The organism is Halomonas alkaliantarctica (assembly GCF_029854215.1).
GTDB classification, from domain to species: Bacteria; Pseudomonadota; Gammaproteobacteria; order Pseudomonadales; family Halomonadaceae; genus Vreelandella; species Vreelandella alkaliantarctica_A.
The window spans coordinates 2,574,409-2,591,479 of record NZ_CP122961.1 but is presented as its reverse complement, the minus strand read 5'-3'; the positions used below and the strand labels follow the sequence as shown (position 1 = coordinate 2,591,479).

Below are 17,071 nucleotides of genomic sequence, written 5' to 3'. Positions count from 1 at the left end.
GTTCACCCCCGAATGCTAATACGCTGTAAACGCCAGCCAAGTAACAGTGCTGCGGTGCTCAAACCCGCAATCAACCCGATCCAGTAGCCATGAACCCCTAGCGGGGCGACCCTATCGCCCACTCCATAGGAGCCCAGCCAGTGTCCGCCACCCAAGCCTACAATCCAGTAAGAGAGCACCGTGATTACCATTACAATACGAGTATCTTTATAACCGCGTAAGGCGCCGGCTAAATTGACCTGTAATGAGTCGGAGAGTTGAAAAATAACGGCTAAAGCGATGATTGAGAGCGCTAGTGCCTGTATCTCACTATTGGAGGTGTAAAGCGCGATCACTGGCACGGCGCTTACCCAAAGAAGAATGCTGTTAATGACCGCGACGACGACACTGATCACAATGCCATTCCAGGCGACTTTACGGGCTAGGGCCAAACGCTGTTGCCCCAGCGTATTACCCACTCGTACGGTCAGCGCCATACTGAGCGACATCGGCAGCATAAACAGAATGGAGGTGAAACTTAGCGCTATTTGGTGAGCTCCCACCGTAACTTCACCAAAGCTGGCAATGAAGAGCGCAATGAGTGTGAACAGGGTTACTTCAACAAAAATGGCCACGCCAATAGGAACTCCCACCACCACTAATTCACGTATACCTTGCCATTGAGGCGGTGTCAGTGTGTGCCAAATCGCAACGCTTTTATAAGTACTTCCCTTACGTGTGTAGTAGGCCATCGCCAGCGCCATCGTCCACATGGAGAGTGCCGTCGCAATGCCACAGCCAAAGGCGCCCAGGGCCGGTAACTGTTGCAAACTACTGGGAACCCAGGAGCCAAATAGATCAACCAAACCATCACCGCCGTAGATCAAAAGGTAGTTGGCAGGAATGTTTACGCTTAAACCGACCAAGCTGATCCATAGCGCCGGGCGGGTATGATTCATACCATCGGAAAACGCTCTAAGTGCCTGAAACAGAGCAATCCCCGGCATACCAAATGCGACAGCAGAGAGATAGGCGACTGACTGGCTGGCAACCGCTGGGGGTACATTCATTAATTCAAATATCGGCTTGACGGCCGACCAGAGCAGCACAGCCGCAACGGCGCCTAGTACTAGCGCGACCCACAGCGCCTGGTGAACGGCAGGGCGTATAGCCGTATTGCGCTGCCCACCCAGCAAATGAGCCACAATCGGGGTAAGCCCCATTAAAGTGCCCGTCATAAATAGCATGAGTGGCATCCAAAGGCTTGAACCCACAGAAACGGCGGCGAGAGACGTGGCATCATGACGGCCCGTCATCATAACATCAACGACACTCATCCCCGCTTGAGCCAACTGGGCACCGCAAATAGGCAGTGCCAAGTGCATCAACGTTCGTGTTTCTGGCCAGTAAACCGATTTAATTTGCTGAGTAAAGCCGCCCACTTTTTGGCTCCTGGAGGGGGAAGGTTGCTTTGAAAGGCCGCTATATTAGCAGGAGTGACTCACTTTTAGGGTTAGTCGTTAGCTTGTATTAATCGTGTGGGTATAATGCCCCCAAATCAGTATCAAACGAGGTCAATGTGAGTGACAGGCAGGAGCGGTGGACGCTCAAGGATATTACCGCGCTTTTTGACGGAATTTTTGCTGAGCGCTATCAAACTCGATTGATTCGCGGCGGGGACGAGCCCCTCTATCGGCCCGCTAACAGCGAAACCCCTTATCATCAGGTTATCTTTGCGCGGGGCTATTATGCCAGTGCGCTGCACGAGATCAGCCACTGGTGTATTGCGGGCGCACAGCGGCGCCAACAAGAGGATTACGGCTACTGGTACTGCCCAGATGGCCGCGATGCTGAGCAACAAAAAGCGTTTGAACAGGCTGAGATAGCCCCACAGGCGTTGGAGTCTATCTTTACCCGTGCCTGTGGTCGCATGTTTCATGTCAGCGTGGACAATCTAGGCGGCGATATAGAGGTAGATATAGAGGCCTTTGCAGCGCGGGTAGAGGCCCGTGCCCAGCGCTACTTGTATGAGGGCTTACCGACCCGCGCCAACGCCTTCAAAGTGGCGCTTGAACACTTCTATCAACATCAGGAAACGCTTGCGGAGGCCGTGAACCAGGCGCATGCCGCGTTGGATGAAAAGGATAAAGCGCTACCGGCTTAATCCTCTTCGGTCAGGCGCTGATGCATCGAAAGCATCACTTCCAGCTCATGTTCTGGGCGCATTGGCTCTAGGCCCAGCTCGCTAAACGTTTCGCGCCGCTGGCGGTGCCATTCGCCTGGGGTAAGCGAAGGGTAGAGCACCGACGCTGGGGCTAGCTCAACAAAAGGGTCTAGTCCATAGGTGTCAAAGAGGCGCGCCAGCGCCGCTTCGTCGTCACCGTTGTCGCTGGTATAGAGCGTGGCGGAGAAGTGGTCATTCTCAAGCTCGCGAATCACCTCTAGGGGACTAACCCCTAAGCTCTCCAACTCTTCCATGCTGTAGGCGCCCATGGCGTTGGTATCTTCTTTGATCCAGCTATCGTCCGGTTGAATCAATGTCTGCTTCACCCGGCCATCGGGTAGCGACCAGGCAATGGCTAGCGGAAGCCCATCGTCTTCGCCTGTTTCAATGGCTATAAACCCTGGATAATCGGCCACGCTAATACTCCTTTCAAAATTCCGTGGGAAGACGGAAAAAATGCTGGGCGGTCTGTGTGGTTGCCGCACCTAGCTCTGTTTCGCTAATACCCTGCCACTGGGCGATCTCGCGGACAATCCACGGTAGCAACGCCGGTTCGTGTCGGCGACCCTTTAACTTCGCCGGTAGGTTGCGGGGCAACAAATAAGGGCAGTCGGTTTCTATCATCAAGCGCTCTAAAGGTATATCGCATACCAGTGGGCGCAGGTGGTGACCGCGCCGCTCGTCGCAAATCCAACCGGTCAGGCCTATATGCAAGTCTAGGTCGAGATAACCAAACAGCGTATCGCGGTCAGCGGTAAAACAGTGCACTACCGCGTGGCTGATATCGTCTCGCCACGCATGCAGGATTTCGCGCATACGCTGGCCTGCATCTCGTTCATGTAAAAACAGCGGCAAACCGCTTTCTACTGCCAGAGCCAACTGCGCTTCAAAGGCACGCTCCTGCTCCTGGGGCGTCGAGAAGTTGCGATTAAAATCCAAGCCACACTCGCCTACGGCGACCACTTCCGGCATAGCATGCAGGCTCGCCATGGCATGCTCAAGGTTCTTATCCCAGCGACTGGCATCATGGGGGTGCACTCCCGCTGTGGCGTAGAGCCCAGGATACTGCTTGGCCAACGCAACCGCTTGCTCGGCGTGGGCAAGGTCGGTGCCGGTGACGATCATGGTCGTTACCTGCGCCGACTGGGCGCGCTGGATAACCGCCTCAAGATCACGCCCGAAGCTTTCGTGGGTCAAGTTAGCGCCAATATCCACCAACGGAGTGCTAGGCCGAAACTGGAGTGCTTCGGGTAAAAAATCATCGGCATAAGCGGTGGCCAAAGGTGTCTCCCGTTTGATATGCGAAGGCACTATTGTAACTGGGCCGACACGTAACCTGCCAATCCTAATATCGCAGAGCGTTAAAGTTCTTCCGCGGCCTTTTTATTTCACATGCTTGCAGAGGTAATGCAAGAGGAATGGTTGGACAATATCGTCGAGGGTATGTAGAAATAATCTTTCCAGGATTTACTTAGATTATATTTTAATAGTTTAAGCAGAGTGGCTTGGTTTAGAATAAAGAATAAAGAATAAAGAATAAAGAATAAAGAATAAAGAATAAAGAATAAAGAATAAAGAATAAAGAATAAAGAATAAAGAATAAAGAATAAAGAATAAAGAATAAAGAATAAAGAATAAAGAATAAAGAGTAAAAGAAAAAGGTATCGCATAGAATTTAGGGGCGATACCTAGTGTTTTGAATAATACTAAGTTTATAGTGAAATGACCGAACTGGAGCGCATCACATTAGTTAGCATGTTTTCTATTTATGAGAATACAATGGCGTACCGTTAGCAAAGCCATGAGTTTTAAAAATCTGCGAACCTTCACCACCATCCCCATCATTCGTAAAGATAAAAAGCTCATTTGTTCCCGGCTTGAAAGCCATGCTTGTTGACCTTAAATTGTGGCCTTCATCTCTTTTGGGCAAAAGAATTTGACCAATCGGCAGGCCATTTCTATTAAAAACCATTACTCGAGCTTGACCGTACATTGCAACGTAAACGTTTCCATCTACGTCTGTTCGCATAGAGTCAGGAGTGCCCGTGAAATGATATGGGACTGCCGTACCAAAAGGCGCTATTTCTCCCGGACTTGCTAAGGAAACTCTATGTAGCCTGCCTGCACTGAGTTCAGATACCCATACAACGTTTTCTTCTGCGTTTAATGCCACGCCGTTGCCAATTGAAAGATTTGGAAGCACGGGTGTAATCTCGCTGAAGTTTGGGCTGACATAAAGCATACCGCCGTCAGGCTCCGAGGAGTTCCCTCTAAAATCAGTGAAGTAAAACCCTCCGTGCTCATCAAATACTAGATCATCCGGCAGGTATTCATGAGACTCATCAATGATCACGTCCATATCAGTGCCATCTGGGCTTATTGAGAACACTGTACCACCTGTCTCAAAATCGCCAAGCCCTGCAATGAACAGTTTTCCATTATTATGAATTGCCAAACCAGCTGCAGAGTAGTCATTCTTTTCAAGTATGGTCGTTAACACCATTTCAGGCGAAAGCTTAAAGACTCTCCCATCAAAAACTTCTACAAAGAATAGGTTGCCTTCTTCATCAAATGCAGGCCCCTCAAGCTGAATGCCTTCCTCTGACACCTTGTACCAAGGTTCTGCAGTGACAGTTTGAAGATTTTGCTCAGAAGGAGATATAGGGACATTCATTAATGTCTCTTTTTCTCCACTATAGCTTAGTCCTACGCTATTCTCTGCAAAGGCCATTCCGTATGCCATTATGGTGCTTGTCAATAGAGCGGATAATAGGATTTTATTTTTTAAGGTGCTCATATATAACTTCCTCTTTAATTTTTTTATCTTTTTTATCGTTGTGTTTTCTTCTTTCAAATTACATCCTTAAACCACCGTCACACTCAATAATCCTGCCTGTGAAGTAGTCGTTCTCTACAATAAACGCCACACATTGGGCAATATTATCTGCTTCTCCTAATCGCTTAAGTGGCACAGAGCCTGCAATTTTCTCGTACATATCAGGACGCATGGTGGCTGTCATGGGTGTGTCGATAAACCCTGGTGCCACGGTGGCGGTGCGAATGCTGTATTTAGCCAGCTCTTTTGCCCACGTTACCGTTAGAGCATGGACACCCGCTTTGGCCGCCGCGTAGTTGGTTTGACCCATATTGCCGGCCCGGGAAATACTTGAGATGTTAACGATGACACCGCCTTTTCCCGACTCCACCATCTGGCCAGCAGCTTCGCGGCCACACAGGAAAACGCCGGTCAGGTTGACATCAATGACACGCTGCCACGCATCTAACGACATGCGCTTGGCCACTACGCCGTCTTTGACTTTTAATAAAAGCGCATCGTCAGTAATACCCGCATTATTGACACACCCATCAATAGGCCCTAATCGATCGGCAATATCAGCAAATGCTTTAGTTACTGAATGTTTATCTGCCACGTCTAGCGGAAACCCGTGTGCATTAATTCCCTGTACAGCAAGCTTTGAGATAGCTTCGTCTAACGTGGCGGCACTTTTATCCATCAGCGCTAGTACGGCCCCTTGCTCGCCTAATCGCTCTGCCATGGCGTAGCCAAGCCCGCTTGCGCCCCCGGTAATCGCAATGACTTTATTTTTTATATTCATCGTTGATTCCTGTGTTTAAAAGCCGACGTTGCTGGCGCCTTTTAGTTGCAGCATTTCACGCGCTTCGTCGGGGGTCGCTATCTCCAAGGAGAGACCTTCGAGAATTTTACGTACCTTGGTCACCTGGCTTGCATTGCTCTCGGCGAGTTGGCCAGGCGAGAGCCATAGCGAGTCTTCAAGACCGACACGCACATGCCCACCCATCGCAGCAGACTGCGCGGCAATGCGCATCTGGTTACTGCCTGCGCCAAGTACAGACCACTCGTAGCTGTCTCCGAACAACCGGTCAGCTGTGCGACGCATGTGAATAACATCCTCGGGATGCGGCCCGATGCCACCTAAAATACCGAACACGCTCTGCACGAAAACACGTCCTCCTATAAAGCCGCGATCCATCATATGACGAAGGCTGTAGAGGTGACCGATGTCATAGCACTCGCACTCAAAGCGAGTACCATTCGCCGCGCCCAGCGTCATGGCCTTTTCGATATCAGCAAAGGTGTTCTTAAATACCAGGTCGCGACTGTTCTCAAGGTGTTCTGTTTCCCACTGGTGCTGAAAGCTCTTGTAGCGGTTAAGCATGGGAAACAGGCCAAAGTTGATCGACCCCATATTCATCGAGGCAAGCTCGGGCTTGAACTCCATGGCTGGCCGCATACGCTCTTCCACACTCATGTGCGGGCTGCCGCCGGTGGTGAGATTAATGACGGCGTCGCTAGCAGCCTTAATGCGAGGCAAGATGCGCTCAAAGACAGCGGGATCTTGGGTGGGCTTGCCGGTATCCGGGTCGCGTGCATGCAGGTGAATAATGGCAGCGCCTTCCTCAGCGGCAGCGATCCCTGCTTCAGCAATTTCTTCCGGCGTTACCGGCAGGTGCGGCGACATAGACGGGGTATGAATGGCGCCGGTTAAAGCACAGGTGATGATGACCTTTCGTTGGGTAGCCATAAAGGTGTCTCTTATAAGTAGGGTGACGCAAAAAAAGGTGAAAGCGGTTAGATTGTCTCGACATTTGCACACACGCTTAGCGCTTGGCCCGAGATATTGGAGCCGCCAGGTGCGGACAAAAACAGCGTCATCGCAGCAATGTCAGTAGGTTCAACCATGCGCCGCATAGAGACTTTGGAGAGGTTCTCCTGCTCCATCTCGGCATAGCTGATGCCACGTTTAGCAGCGCGGTCGGCGATGACTTTCTCAATGCGGGGCCCGCGCACGATACCAGGCAGAATGGCGTTGACCCTTACTCCCTCGGGGCCAAGCTCGCAGGCAAGGCTTTTGGTAAAGCCAACAATCGCCCATTTGCTCGCGGCATAAGGAGTGCGATAAGCAAAGCCCAGGCGCCCAGCGACCGATGCCATATTGATCAGCAGCCCCTGGCTCTCGCGCAGCAAAGGAGTTGCTCGGCTAGCTACCCGGTACTGGCCATTGAGGTTGATATTGATAGTGCGGTTCCAGCTTTCAGGATCGATATCTTCGATGCTCGCGGTTGGGCCGGCGATACCCGCGTTGTTCACCACCACATCTAGCCCGCCTAAGCGAGCAGCGTCCTGAAACAGCCGGTCAACATCCGCTTCCTGGCTGACATCGGCGTGGGTATAGGTGATGCCTTCCGGCAGTGCAGCCAGCGCCTGTTCATCGATATCGCAAACGTGAACGCGCGCGCCCGCCTCCTGGAAGGCCTGGGCAATAGCCAGACCGATGCCGTTTGCGCCAGCAGTAATCAACACTCTGAGTCCTGAACGGGGAACCAAGCTTTCGATAACTTTCATTGACTATTTACTCCAAAGAATCTCAACGCTGGCCCTGCCGAAGTCGTCTGGGCCGCACAGGGTTTGAGTTAATGATCCATCATCCATGAGGGCAGGCCAGTCACCAGCGTTGGGAAGATGGACATAAGTATGCAAGCCAGCACGATCAGAGCCACAAAGGGAATCACCGCACGATAGAGGTCAAACATCTCAACCCCAGGCGGTGCGACGCCTTTGAGATAGAACAGCGCATAGCCAAATGGCGGCGTCAGGAAAGAGGTCTGTAACACTACGGCGACCATCACCACAAACCACAGGACATCTACACCCATCTCAGCCACGATTGGCAGCATGATCGGGAAGCACAGCAGCACGATGCCAGTCCAGTCGAGGAACATTCCCAAAATGAAAACCAGTAATAGCATGAGGATTAGAGCCCCGGTGGTGCCGCCTGGCATGGCTATGACTACTTCGTGAATGATCTGCATGCCACCGCCGCGTGAGAAAACACCGGTAAAGGCGGTCGCACCCACCAGTACCAACATCACCATAGTGGTGGTTTTACTGGCTTCGATCAGTGCGCGGTAGCAGGTAGCAGGCTTGCGGTCACCAAAAATCAGAAACAGCATAAAAGCGATAAAAACGCCAATAGCAGAGGCCTCAGTGGCGGTGGCAATTCCGACGAACAAAGACCCCAGTACACCCAGGATCAACGCCATTGGCGGCAATACGTACTTGAACAGCATGCCCACAAGCTGACGAGTGGACACATTGGCACGCTCCTCGGCTGGCACTGGCGGGCCATAACTTGGCTTGATATAGCAGATGACCAGCACGTATAGGGCATACATCGCACCGAGCATGACGCCTGGTATCAGGGCGCCGGCAAACAAAGCTCCTACCGAGACCGGCGAATAGCTGGCCATAAGAATCAGCATGATGCTGGGTGGAATCAAAATACCTAAGCAACCGCTAGCCATAATTACCCCAGTACTCAGTTCCTTGTTATAGGAGTGCTTAAGCATGGGCACCAGCGCGATCATTCCCATCACGGCAATTGAGGCACCGACGATGCCAGTAGTTGCCGCCAGCAGTACTGAAACGATGACCACCGTCAGCGCCAAACCGCCGCGTAAATTGGCCAGCAGCAGACGCATCGACTCGAACATCTTCTCTGTGACACCCGAGTCGTTGAGGAAGCGCGCCATTAGCACGAAGAGAGGAATTGCTACCAGGACATAGTTATCCATGGCATTGCCATAGATATTGTTGATGATGGTGCTAAGTACGCGCTCACCGGGGCCTAAAAAGGCGCCGATGACGGCAACACCGCCCAGCACGAAGGCCAGTGGGTGGCCCATAAATAGGCCAATAAGCAACCCACCGAACATCACCAGCGTAAGGAGCTCTGGGCTCAAGTTCATGCGGTTTCCTCCCGCAGTTGCTGGGTGGCGCGGATCACGATAGCGACGGCCTGTAGCAGAATAAGAACGGCGGCCACCATAATCACCCCTTTGATGGGGTAGACCGGGAGCGAGACCATGCCGTAAGTAGTTTCGCCACGGCTAAAGGAGCGCTCGAAGAACGCCCAGCCATAGGTGATCAGCAGCCAAATAAACGGCACAAAGAAGATCAGGTAGCCGAGAAGCTCAAGAGCTGCCTGCTTGCGACGCGATAGCAGGCGCTTGACGACGTCAACCTCGACATGGGCATGATGGCGTAAAGCAAAGGCGGCCATCAGCATGAAGTGAGCACCGAAAAGCATCTTGGTGACGTCAAACGCCCAATCACTTGGACGCCCGACTAAAAAGCGCATGGAGATGTCGTAAATGACGATTATTGTGATGACAGCAAGAAGCGGTGCAATCAATCGACCAAACCCTTCATTGAGGGCATCTATGGCTTTAGCGATAGCATTCATGGGAAGGTTCTCGAAAAAAATCGGCGGATGGCATTTAAAAGAGGCGCATCAGCGCCTCGCCGGAGAGGATGGGCCTTATAAGAGCCCATCCTTTAACCGCTTATTGATTCATACAAATTTCGAGTTCTTCTAGCGAGGGAAGATTGTCGCTGACTCGGCTCATATTGAACGGAACAGAAATATCTCGCCAAGTCGCGTAGTGCTCCATATAGCTGATCATTGAGTGGTAAACCTTGGCATGATCCGGATGCTCGCAGGCGCCGCGCACAATCACCTCGTTAGTAATCTCTTGTATGCGTGCTAAATCTTCTTCAGAAAATTGGTTAATAGTGATGCCAGCATCAATAAATTTTTGAGTAGCATCGGTAGACTGCCGCTCGGACCAAGCCAGTGACCACCCCATGGTAGCGTCGGCAGCCATCTCAAGCTTTTTCTGAGTCTCCTCGGAAAGTGCATCCCAAGCGTCTTGATTGATCATCACACCAAATACCGTAGCGGACTGATGCCAACCGGGTGTCGCCCAGTATTCCGCTACTTCGGCTAGGCCAACGCTATAATCAATGCCCGGTGCCGAGAACTCTGCGGCGTCAACGACACCGCGCTCAATCGCCTGGTAGACTTCACCACCAGCAAGCGTCACCTGGGACCCACCCAGCTGCTCCATTACTCGCCCTTGGTCGCGACCTGCAATACGTAAACGCTTACCTTCAAGATCGGCTATGCTCTCGATCGGCGTGCGGCCCATGAAGCCTGACTCGTTATTCAATACCCCATAAGGCAGATAAACCATGCCAAACTGGCCGTAGATCTCCCGGTATAGTTCTCGGCCGCCCCATTGCTGAATCCAGTTGAAGTAGTCTAAAGCATTGAATAAGCTCGTCGTCGTCGCTAATGGTGAGAATGCGGGATTAAGACCAGCCCAATAGCCAGGCCAATCACCAGAGGCCTCAATGCTGCCGGTTTCAGTGGCATCAAACACTTCCGTTCCGGGCATTAAAGTGCCACCTGCGTGAAACTCAATTTTGAGTTCCTCTCCGGCAATATTGTTGACCATATCAACCCAGTGCCGATCAATTTTTACCGCGTCAATGTTCTCCGGCCAAGTAGATGTCATCGTCCAGGTTTGCTGGTCTTGAGCATTAGCGTGAAGGGGTATCAAGGTGGCGCTCAAAGCGAAACCGGCGAGCATAAGGGCGTGCTGATTTTTCATGCTTTTATCCTTTCAATGGCAGTCAGCTTTGAGCTGATTTTGTTGTAAATATCTTCAATAACTATTCTTTTTAAGCTTCCGCCTTAGTCATAAGTCTAATGCTGGTTTATCAAACTTATAAATTTGGGGGAGCCTTATTGCGTGAGGCTACTCTACAAAGTTACTCTATGATCAAGGAAGGTCTGAAACGGTCTTCGTGAGGTCTTTTTCGGACATTTTGATGAGAGCTTAACATGGCCACCTTTCAGGCTAACTTGCTGAATCAGAAGATATATGCTCCCTATAAAATTGCTGCTTTACTGGCTACGGTAGCGGAGCAGGGTATTACGGCTGACAAGGTGCTAAGGGGGCTCAACTTAAGCCAAGCTGCGCTTGCTGATCCCGCCACACTGGTGACTATCAAACAGTATGTAGACGCTTGTACGAATGTGATTGATGCTGGAGCAAATCTTTCTACCCCTTTCGAGACGGCCACCCGATTGCATTTAACCGCTTACGGTATGTATGGATACGCGCTTCTCACCAGCCCCACCATGCGGGACTATTTTGACTTCGGTGTTAAATATCACCCTTTAGCCACGCCAACTCTATATATGACCTGGAGAGAAACCGACGAGTCTGCAGTTTTCGAATTCAAAGAAACGTATTCGTATATAAAAAGTATAAAAACACGCAATTTTTTAATACAACAGCAAATGGCCCAAAATATTACCCATATTCGCGACTCGGCTGGTTCAAACCTATATCCTATAAAAGCGTTGTTGTCTTACTCTGGTAAAGAAGTTAAACAGATACATGAAAAATATTTGCTTTGTGACTGCCATTTCAATCAAGAAGTTAATGAAATTCATTACCCGAAATCAATACTTGAACAATCTCCGCTATTAGGTAATCAACTATCCATCAAATTACTTCAGAAAACATGCAATCAACTGCTTGGCCGTACCAAGATGTCAACGGGAGTTGCGGGCGAGGTTTATCAAATACTGATGATGTCACCGAATAGCTTTCCTACCATGGAAGCCGTCGCCGATCTCCTCTGTATAACGACGCGCACATTGAGAAGAAAACTAAATGCGGAGATGACAAGCTATAGAGATATATTAGACGATGCCCGTTGCACGTTAGCAACGGAGTACTTACTAGTAACCAAAATGAGCACCGAAGACATAGCGGCAAGGCTAGGATTTAGCGACAGTGCAAACTTTCGCAGAGCATTTAGACGCTGGACAGGCAAAACCCCCCATCAGGCTCGTGAAGAGACGCAACGTTAACCGTTAAGAGTAGGCTTTAGTGGCAGAGCGCATTTTCATAGAGCTTTAAGGCCTTTGATTGGAAAGTCGCTATACCTGTTTTAGATTTTAGAAAATTCACCTAGCTGATCCCTAATTCAACACGTCATCACACACTAGCTTTTTATTGCACACCATAACGTTCCCCCTCCTGGGTCGCTCATGCGTTACACTGTGCGCCTCACGATTTAGGAGGACACCGCGTGACCCTGTTACGACTCGAACAGCTGCAACTCGCCTACGGCACCCATGTACTACTCAATCGCGCCGACCTGACGGTTGAAAAAGGCGAGCGGCTGGCGCTGGTTGGGCGCAACGGCACCGGCAAGTCCACTCTGCTAAAGCTGGTAGCGGGGGATATCCTGCCCGACGATGGCTCCATCTGGCGGGCACCTGGCCTTAAAATAGGCGTGTTGGCTCAGGAGTTACCTGAGTCATCCGGCTTGACCATTTTTGATATGGTCGCCCAAGGTCTGCCGGAAGCCGGGGAGCTGCTCTCCGAGTACGACCACCTTATCAATGATCCTGACCCCGACATGGATCGCATGGCGACCCTGCAAACGCGTCTGGAAGCCATTGATGGCTGGTCGTTCCATCAGCGTATCGATACTGTGCTGACCCGTTTGGGCCTGCCCCCGGCGGCTGAGATGAGCTCCCTCTCCGGTGGCTGGCGCCGTCGGGTGGCGCTGGCGCGCGCCCTGGTCGCCGAACCCGATCTGCTGCTGCTCGATGAGCCCACCAACCATTTGGACTTAGACACCATTGCCTGGTTGGAAGAGCAACTGCTGGCGTTTAACGGCGCGGTGCTGCTGATTACACACGATAGGGCGTTTCTTTCCAAACTGGCGACCAACATTCTGGAGCTGGATCGTGGCCAGCTAGGACGCTACCCCGGCAAGTACGAAGAGTATCAGGCCCGCAAGCAGCACGAGCTTGAAGTAGAAGCTCGGGAGAACGCCGAGTTCGATAAAAAGCTTGCCCAGGAAGAAGCTTGGATTCGTCAGGGCGTTAAAGCCCGTCGTACCCGTAATGAAGGCCGGGTGCGGGCACTCGAAGCAATGCGTAACGAACGAAGCCAGCGCCGCGAGCGTCAAGGCAATGCCAACTTGACGGTAGATCGCGGCGAGCGCACCGGTAAGCGCGTTGTGGAACTGCAAGGCGTCACCCAGCGGTTTGGTGACGAGGTGATACTGCGCGATATCAATCTTGAGGTACTGCGCGGTGACCGTATTGGCTTCCTGGGGCGCAACGGTGCGGGTAAAACAACCCTGCTGAAAATCCTGCTGGGAGAGTTGGAACCCAGTGAAGGCAAGGTTCAGATGGGCACCAATCTGAAAGTGGCTTATTTCGACCAGCTGCGCGCCGGGCTTGAACTGGAAAAAACCGTTTACGACAACGTTGCCCAAGGCAGCGACCGGGTCAGTGTGGGCGGTAAAGATCGCCACGTGATGAGCTACCTGCAGGACTTTCTCTTCACCCCAGAGCGGGTACGCCAGCCGGTGAAGGCGCTCTCCGGGGGGGAGTCCAACCGCCTGCTGCTGGCCAAGCTATTCACTCAGCCAGCTAACGTACTGGTGCTTGATGAGCCAACCAACGACCTCGACATGGAAACCCTGGAGCTGCTCGAAGAGCTGTTGCTCGATTTCGATGGCACGCTGCTACTGGTCTCCCACGACCGAACTTTTATGGACAACGTGGTGACCAGCATGCTTGCCTTTGAAGGCGATGGCGTTGTACGTGAATACGTGGGTGGCTATACCGATTGGATTCGCCAGGGTGGTAAGTTGCCGCCAGCGCCTTGGGAAGGGGCGGCGCGTCAGCGTACTGAGCCCACCTCTGAAGCGCCCAAAAAAGTCGCTGAAGCACCTGCTGTAGCGGCCAAGAAAAGCGTCAAACTCTCGTATAATCTGCAACGTGAGCTAGATGCATTGCCCGCCGAAATCGAACGCCTTGAGGGGCAAGTAGAGGCGTTGGAGAGTGAGATTGGTGACCCTGCGTTTTATCAGCAGGATGCCGACGCCGTTACGGCTAAACTGCAAACGCTTGAAAAAGTACAGAAGGCGCTAGAAGTCGCGATGGAACGCTGGATGGAACTGGAAGCCATGGCTGCAGGCGAATAAGCTTGAAACCGTTAAAAGGCGCCGTATGGGCGCCTTTTTTGTAAGCGATATAACTCAGTAGGTTACTCGTCGCTTTTTTCGCCTTTATTGCCCACGCGTACCGCGAGGACATCGCACTGGGCACCGTGCAGCACGCCGGTAGAGGTTGAGCCAAGCAGCAGGGCGAAGCCGTGGCGGCCGTGGGAGCCCACTACTATCAAGTCCACGTCGTGCTCTTCGGCAAAACGGTGGATCTCGGTGTCGGGCATGCCTACCACAACATGCTGGTCAGCCTCGGCAATATGCGGGGCGGCTATTTCGGCTAAGCGTTTTTTGGCGTGTTCATCCAGTTGGTCCTGGATGCTGGTCAAGTCCATGGGTATATCGCCACCGTAGGCGAACCCAAGCGGTTCCAGGGTATGCATGATGGAAATTTTCGCTTGATCGTTGCGTTCGGCGATCGCAACGGCCCGTTCCAGAATCTTGTGGGAATCTTTGGTTAAGTCAACGGCAACTAAAATGTGGTGATAGCTCATGGCATATCTCCTTGGCAGTAGGTAACAAAGAGGCTCTTTGTTCAATGACCGTTACTTTAGATGGCGCGTCCTGTTTTAACAATAGCAAGCGTTTTAACAATGACTTGAGTCAAAATAGCGACCAGAGCCATGGTTTTTAGAATAGTTTATACAGTGTGGCTTATGTGGGAGGAAATGTAGAGATGGAATGGTTAATTATCGTGTGTATTATGCTATTTGTGATTGCGCCGGTGATGTGGCTAAAGCCCAGCCCGCGCCAAAGACGCCAGCAGGCGCTGCGCTCGCAAATTGCTAAACAGGGCGTCAGCATCAAACTGGAAAAGCCGCCACTACACCATTTTAAAGGCACCATGCCAGCTTATCGCTGGCACTATACCCAGGAAGGGCCGGGCCCGGATTTTCTATTGGTTAGAGACAGCAATGCCAGTGAGGCATTAACGCCATTCCATGCTGGCTGGCGCTGGCGGATTGCCCCCTTGCGGCCTTTACCTGATGCTGCCACCGCAGCGTTAAAAACACTACTTGAACGCTTACCGCAAGACGCCTTGGTGGTGCAGTCAACTCCCTATGCCCTGACGCTTTGGTGGTGGGAGTCGCAAACCGCAGAGCGATTCGCAACCTATCTACCCGAATTTCAGCAACTGCGGGAGGCACTACGTGGCCATGCTGACCAGCCTTTCAGTCAGCCGTTAAAGGGCACTGAACAGGCGTCGTCCACCGCTAACGGTCAAGATGCCGGGCTATCCTGATCCCGTGCTTGTATCGCCAAGCCATTTGATTCAATCACTGCCAGCCAGTCGTTGAGTTGTTCGAGGTTCTCCTCGCTTAAACCAGCGAACATCTCTTTGCGCGCTTGTTGCGCAACGTTGTCGATCTGTTCCAACAGTGGCATAGCGGCGGGGGTAAGATAAATCCGCTTGCTGCGACGATCATTGTCGCAGGCACGGCGCTCAACTAAGCCTTGCTCTTCGAGCTGTCCTAGAGTGCGCACCAAAGAGGGTGCTTCTACGCCAATCGCACGGGCTAGATCGCACTGGGGATGGCCCTCGCCCAGACGCCATAGATGGTACAGCGTCACCCAGCGTGTTTGGGTTAAACCCAAAGGCGCGAGGCGTCGATCCAGGATGGAGCGCCACAAGTGGGGCAAGCGTGCGATGCGAAATCCAATCGTTGATGCCATAGGTAACTAGCTGCCAGTAAATGTGAGTAGTCGAATTGTCATAAGCTGCGCCGCTGAATGCAAGGTGCTTAACAATTCAATCTTCCGGTCGCGCTTCTTCATCATTAGGGCGGCCAGGCACGAATCGTCGTAAGTTTAATCCACTTAGACCGCTGGCGCGTATCTCTCCATCCGCCAGGGAAGCCTGCTGGCTGTCGCTCGATACCTCAAAACGAATCAGTCCTAGCCGTTGTCCACTCCCCGTCATGATATCGATGCGCCAATCCCCGCTAGGGTCTTCAGGGAAATTTTGTTTGTGACTCCACGCGCGGTAACCCTCCTCGCGTCCGCCGTCGATATTGAGTTCCACAACGTCCATTGGCTCACCATTATGATGCCAAGCATGAGTAATGGTTTCACTTAACCCTCTCGGTGCCCGAATAGCGGTGTAAACATAAAGGCCATTTTCGCTAATCGCTTGCGGTGTTAGCGCCATCGAGCCCTGAGGCTGGCGTTGTTCAACATCAAACGCAGGCGACAGTGCGCTACTGGTCATCCATAGACTGGCGGGCGGCACCCAGATGCGCCCTAGCCAAGCGCCGTAGGCGAGTAATAGCGTTAAACCAAAAAAAGCGCACCAGCGTTTGAGCGAGCGTTCCTTAAGTAAGTGCCAAAAGCTTGGCAAAGCCACCAGAATGGTGATTCCCAGGGCCAGCAGCAAACTCTGGCCGGTAGTGAGGTGTACCATGATGGGGAGCGTCACCAGCAGGACAAGAAAGACGCACAGGGCGTGGAAGATGAAGTAGATACTCCGCCAGCGATCGGCAACTTTGAAGTAGAGAGGATCGATAATTGACAGCAGCGCCATGCCGATCACCAGAAGCGCAAATAGCGTTTGCCCGCTATTCCACACAGTAGTGACTAAAATAAACGGCAGTGTGAAGAAAAGCGTCTCCTGGTGAATCATTTGTGCAATAAAGTGGGTTACGCCCTTCGGCGGAGTGGGATGCCCGCGTCGTGACAACCAGCGACTGATTAAACTTTCAGAGAGCAGGAGCGTCCAGGCGAACAGTAACCCCAGCGCCAGTGCTGCGCCGAGCCACTGCTGGCGATCGACCAGAAAGAAGCTGCCTAAACCTGCAGTGAACGCCATGGGCGGCCACATCCAGCTCCACGGTTTTAGCCGTTCGACAATGCTTTCAATACGCCGCTGAACGGCCTCAATACGTGATGGCGTGAGCAGTGTGCCCATAACAAGGTAACCTACAAAAATAAAAGAAGCGTGA

At 52.1% G+C, this 17,071-nt stretch carries 17 protein-coding genes; 4 read left to right on the top strand and 13 right to left on the bottom strand.

Going from position 1 to position 17,071, the window contains the following annotated elements; genetic code table 11:
* Window positions 1–2: 2 nt before the first annotated feature.
* The gene (locus QEN58_RS11890) at window positions 3–1,421 is read right to left on the bottom strand and encodes an MATE family efflux transporter (RefSeq protein ID WP_280103867.1); all 1,419 of its coding nucleotides are present in this window, start codon (window positions 1,419–1,421) and stop codon (window positions 3–5) included.
* 137 nt (window positions 1,422–1,558) lie between these two features.
* Here QEN58_RS11890 and QEN58_RS11885 point away from each other — a divergent pair, with 137 nt between their 5' ends.
* Complete coding sequence (locus tag QEN58_RS11885; protein ID WP_280103866.1) at window positions 1,559–2,143, top strand: elongation factor P hydroxylase; 585 nt, start codon at window positions 1,559–1,561, stop codon at window positions 2,141–2,143.
* Here the strand turns inward: QEN58_RS11885 and QEN58_RS11880 are convergent.
* The 9 genes from QEN58_RS11880 to dctP form a co-directional block, all read right to left on the bottom strand.
* Window positions 2,140–2,619: a hypothetical protein gene (locus tag QEN58_RS11880; protein ID WP_022522953.1), complete on the bottom strand. Its 480-nt coding sequence runs from the start codon at window positions 2,617–2,619 to the stop codon at window positions 2,140–2,142. The genes QEN58_RS11885 and QEN58_RS11880 overlap by 4 nt on opposite strands.
* A 13-nt stretch (window positions 2,620–2,632) precedes the next feature.
* The gene (locus QEN58_RS11875; RefSeq protein ID WP_280103865.1) at window positions 2,633–3,484 is read right to left on the bottom strand and encodes a TatD family hydrolase; all 852 of its coding nucleotides are present in this window, start codon (window positions 3,482–3,484) and stop codon (window positions 2,633–2,635) included.
* A gap of 481 nt (window positions 3,485–3,965) precedes the next feature.
* The gene (locus tag QEN58_RS11870) at window positions 3,966–5,057 is read right to left on the bottom strand and encodes an SMP-30/gluconolactonase/LRE family protein (RefSeq protein WP_280103864.1); all 1,092 of its coding nucleotides are present in this window, start codon (window positions 5,055–5,057) and stop codon (window positions 3,966–3,968) included.
* A 1-nt stretch (window position 5,058) separates the two neighbouring features.
* Entirely contained in the window at window positions 5,059–5,820 is a 762-nt protein-coding gene (locus QEN58_RS11865; protein WP_280103863.1) for an SDR family NAD(P)-dependent oxidoreductase, read from the bottom strand.
* 15 nt (window positions 5,821–5,835) lie between these two features.
* Window positions 5,836–6,768, bottom strand: coding sequence for a 3,5-dioxohexanoate:acetyl-CoA acetone transferase (gene kce / locus QEN58_RS11860; RefSeq protein WP_280103862.1), 933 nt, complete (start codon window positions 6,766–6,768; stop codon window positions 5,836–5,838).
* Between the two features lie 47 nt (window positions 6,769–6,815).
* Window positions 6,816–7,589, bottom strand: a complete 774-nt coding sequence (locus QEN58_RS11855) for an SDR family oxidoreductase (RefSeq protein ID WP_280103861.1) — start codon at window positions 7,587–7,589, stop codon at window positions 6,816–6,818.
* A 68-nt stretch (window positions 7,590–7,657) separates the two neighbouring features.
* Window positions 7,658–8,992 carry a TRAP transporter large permease gene (locus tag QEN58_RS11850; RefSeq protein ID WP_280103860.1) on the bottom strand — a complete coding sequence of 445 codons (1,335 nt, stop codon included), beginning with the start codon at window positions 8,990–8,992 and terminating at the stop codon, window positions 7,658–7,660.
* The gene (locus QEN58_RS11845) at window positions 8,989–9,489 is read right to left on the bottom strand and encodes a TRAP transporter small permease subunit (RefSeq protein ID WP_280103859.1); all 501 of its coding nucleotides are present in this window, start codon (window positions 9,487–9,489) and stop codon (window positions 8,989–8,991) included. Before QEN58_RS11845 ends, QEN58_RS11850 begins: the two co-directional genes overlap by 4 nt.
* Before the next feature lie 100 nt (window positions 9,490–9,589).
* On the bottom strand, window positions 9,590–10,678 hold the full coding sequence (gene dctP, locus QEN58_RS11840) for a TRAP transporter substrate-binding protein DctP (protein WP_280106932.1): 1,089 nt from the start codon (window positions 10,676–10,678) through the stop codon (window positions 9,590–9,592).
* 254 nt (window positions 10,679–10,932) lie between these two features.
* Between dctP and QEN58_RS11835 the strand changes: the two genes are divergently transcribed.
* Both QEN58_RS11835 and QEN58_RS11830 read left to right on the top strand, forming a co-directional pair.
* The gene (locus QEN58_RS11835; protein ID WP_280103858.1) at window positions 10,933–11,973 is read left to right on the top strand and encodes an AraC family transcriptional regulator; all 1,041 of its coding nucleotides are present in this window, start codon (window positions 10,933–10,935) and stop codon (window positions 11,971–11,973) included.
* A 221-nt stretch (window positions 11,974–12,194) separates the two neighbouring features.
* A complete protein-coding gene (locus tag QEN58_RS11830) occupies window positions 12,195–14,111 on the top strand; it encodes an ATP-binding cassette domain-containing protein (RefSeq protein WP_280103857.1) in 1,917 nt (638 codons plus the stop codon).
* A gap of 62 nt (window positions 14,112–14,173) precedes the next feature.
* Here QEN58_RS11830 and QEN58_RS11825 read toward each other — a convergent pair whose 3' ends face one another.
* Entirely contained in the window at window positions 14,174–14,626 is a 453-nt protein-coding gene (locus tag QEN58_RS11825; protein WP_280103856.1) for a universal stress protein, read from the bottom strand.
* A 182-nt stretch (window positions 14,627–14,808) separates the two neighbouring features.
* Between QEN58_RS11825 and QEN58_RS11820 the strand changes: the two genes are divergently transcribed.
* Window positions 14,809–15,375, top strand: coding sequence for a preprotein translocase subunit YajC (locus QEN58_RS11820; RefSeq protein WP_280103855.1), 567 nt, complete (start codon window positions 14,809–14,811; stop codon window positions 15,373–15,375).
* Here QEN58_RS11820 and slyA read toward each other — a convergent pair.
* Entirely contained in the window at window positions 15,354–15,806 is a 453-nt protein-coding gene (gene slyA / locus QEN58_RS11815; protein ID WP_280103854.1) for a transcriptional regulator SlyA, read from the bottom strand. The two genes, QEN58_RS11820 and slyA, sit on opposite strands and share 22 nt — an antisense overlap.
* A gap of 76 nt (window positions 15,807–15,882) precedes the next feature.
* Window positions 15,883–17,037 (bottom strand): DUF5924 family protein, encoded by a 1,155-nt coding sequence (locus tag QEN58_RS11810; RefSeq protein ID WP_280103853.1) that lies wholly within the window; start codon window positions 17,035–17,037, stop codon window positions 15,883–15,885.
* Window positions 17,038–17,071 lie beyond the last annotated feature (34 nt).

Bases quoted from the DNA above. Each gene is read 5' to 3' on its own strand.
- QEN58_RS11865 (WP_280103863.1), bottom strand. From the start codon at position 5,820: ATGAATATAAAAAATAAAGTCATTGCGATTACCGGGGGCGCAAGCGGG.
- QEN58_RS11825 (WP_280103856.1), bottom strand. From the start codon at position 14,626: ATGAGCTATCACCACATTTTAGTTGCCGTTGACTTAACCAAAGATTCC.
- dctP (WP_280106932.1), bottom strand. From the start codon at position 10,678: ATGCTCGCCGGTTTCGCTTTGAGCGCCACCTTGATACCCCTTCACGCT.
- QEN58_RS11820 (WP_280103855.1), top strand. From the start codon at position 14,809: ATGGAATGGTTAATTATCGTGTGTATTATGCTATTTGTGATTGCGCCG.
- QEN58_RS11810 (WP_280103853.1), bottom strand. From the start codon at position 17,037: ATGGGCACACTGCTCACGCCATCACGTATTGAGGCCGTTCAGCGGCGT.
- slyA (WP_280103854.1), bottom strand. From the start codon at position 15,806: ATGGCATCAACGATTGGATTTCGCATCGCACGCTTGCCCCACTTGTGG.
- QEN58_RS11835 (WP_280103858.1), top strand. From the start codon at position 10,933: ATGGCCACCTTTCAGGCTAACTTGCTGAATCAGAAGATATATGCTCCC.
- kce (WP_280103862.1), bottom strand. From the start codon at position 6,768: ATGGCTACCCAACGAAAGGTCATCATCACCTGTGCTTTAACCGGCGCC.
- QEN58_RS11845 (WP_280103859.1), bottom strand. From the start codon at position 9,489: ATGAATGCTATCGCTAAAGCCATAGATGCCCTCAATGAAGGGTTTGGT.
- QEN58_RS11855 (WP_280103861.1), bottom strand. From the start codon at position 7,589: ATGAAAGTTATCGAAAGCTTGGTTCCCCGTTCAGGACTCAGAGTGTTG.
- QEN58_RS11850 (WP_280103860.1), bottom strand. From the start codon at position 8,992: ATGAACTTGAGCCCAGAGCTCCTTACGCTGGTGATGTTCGGTGGGTTG.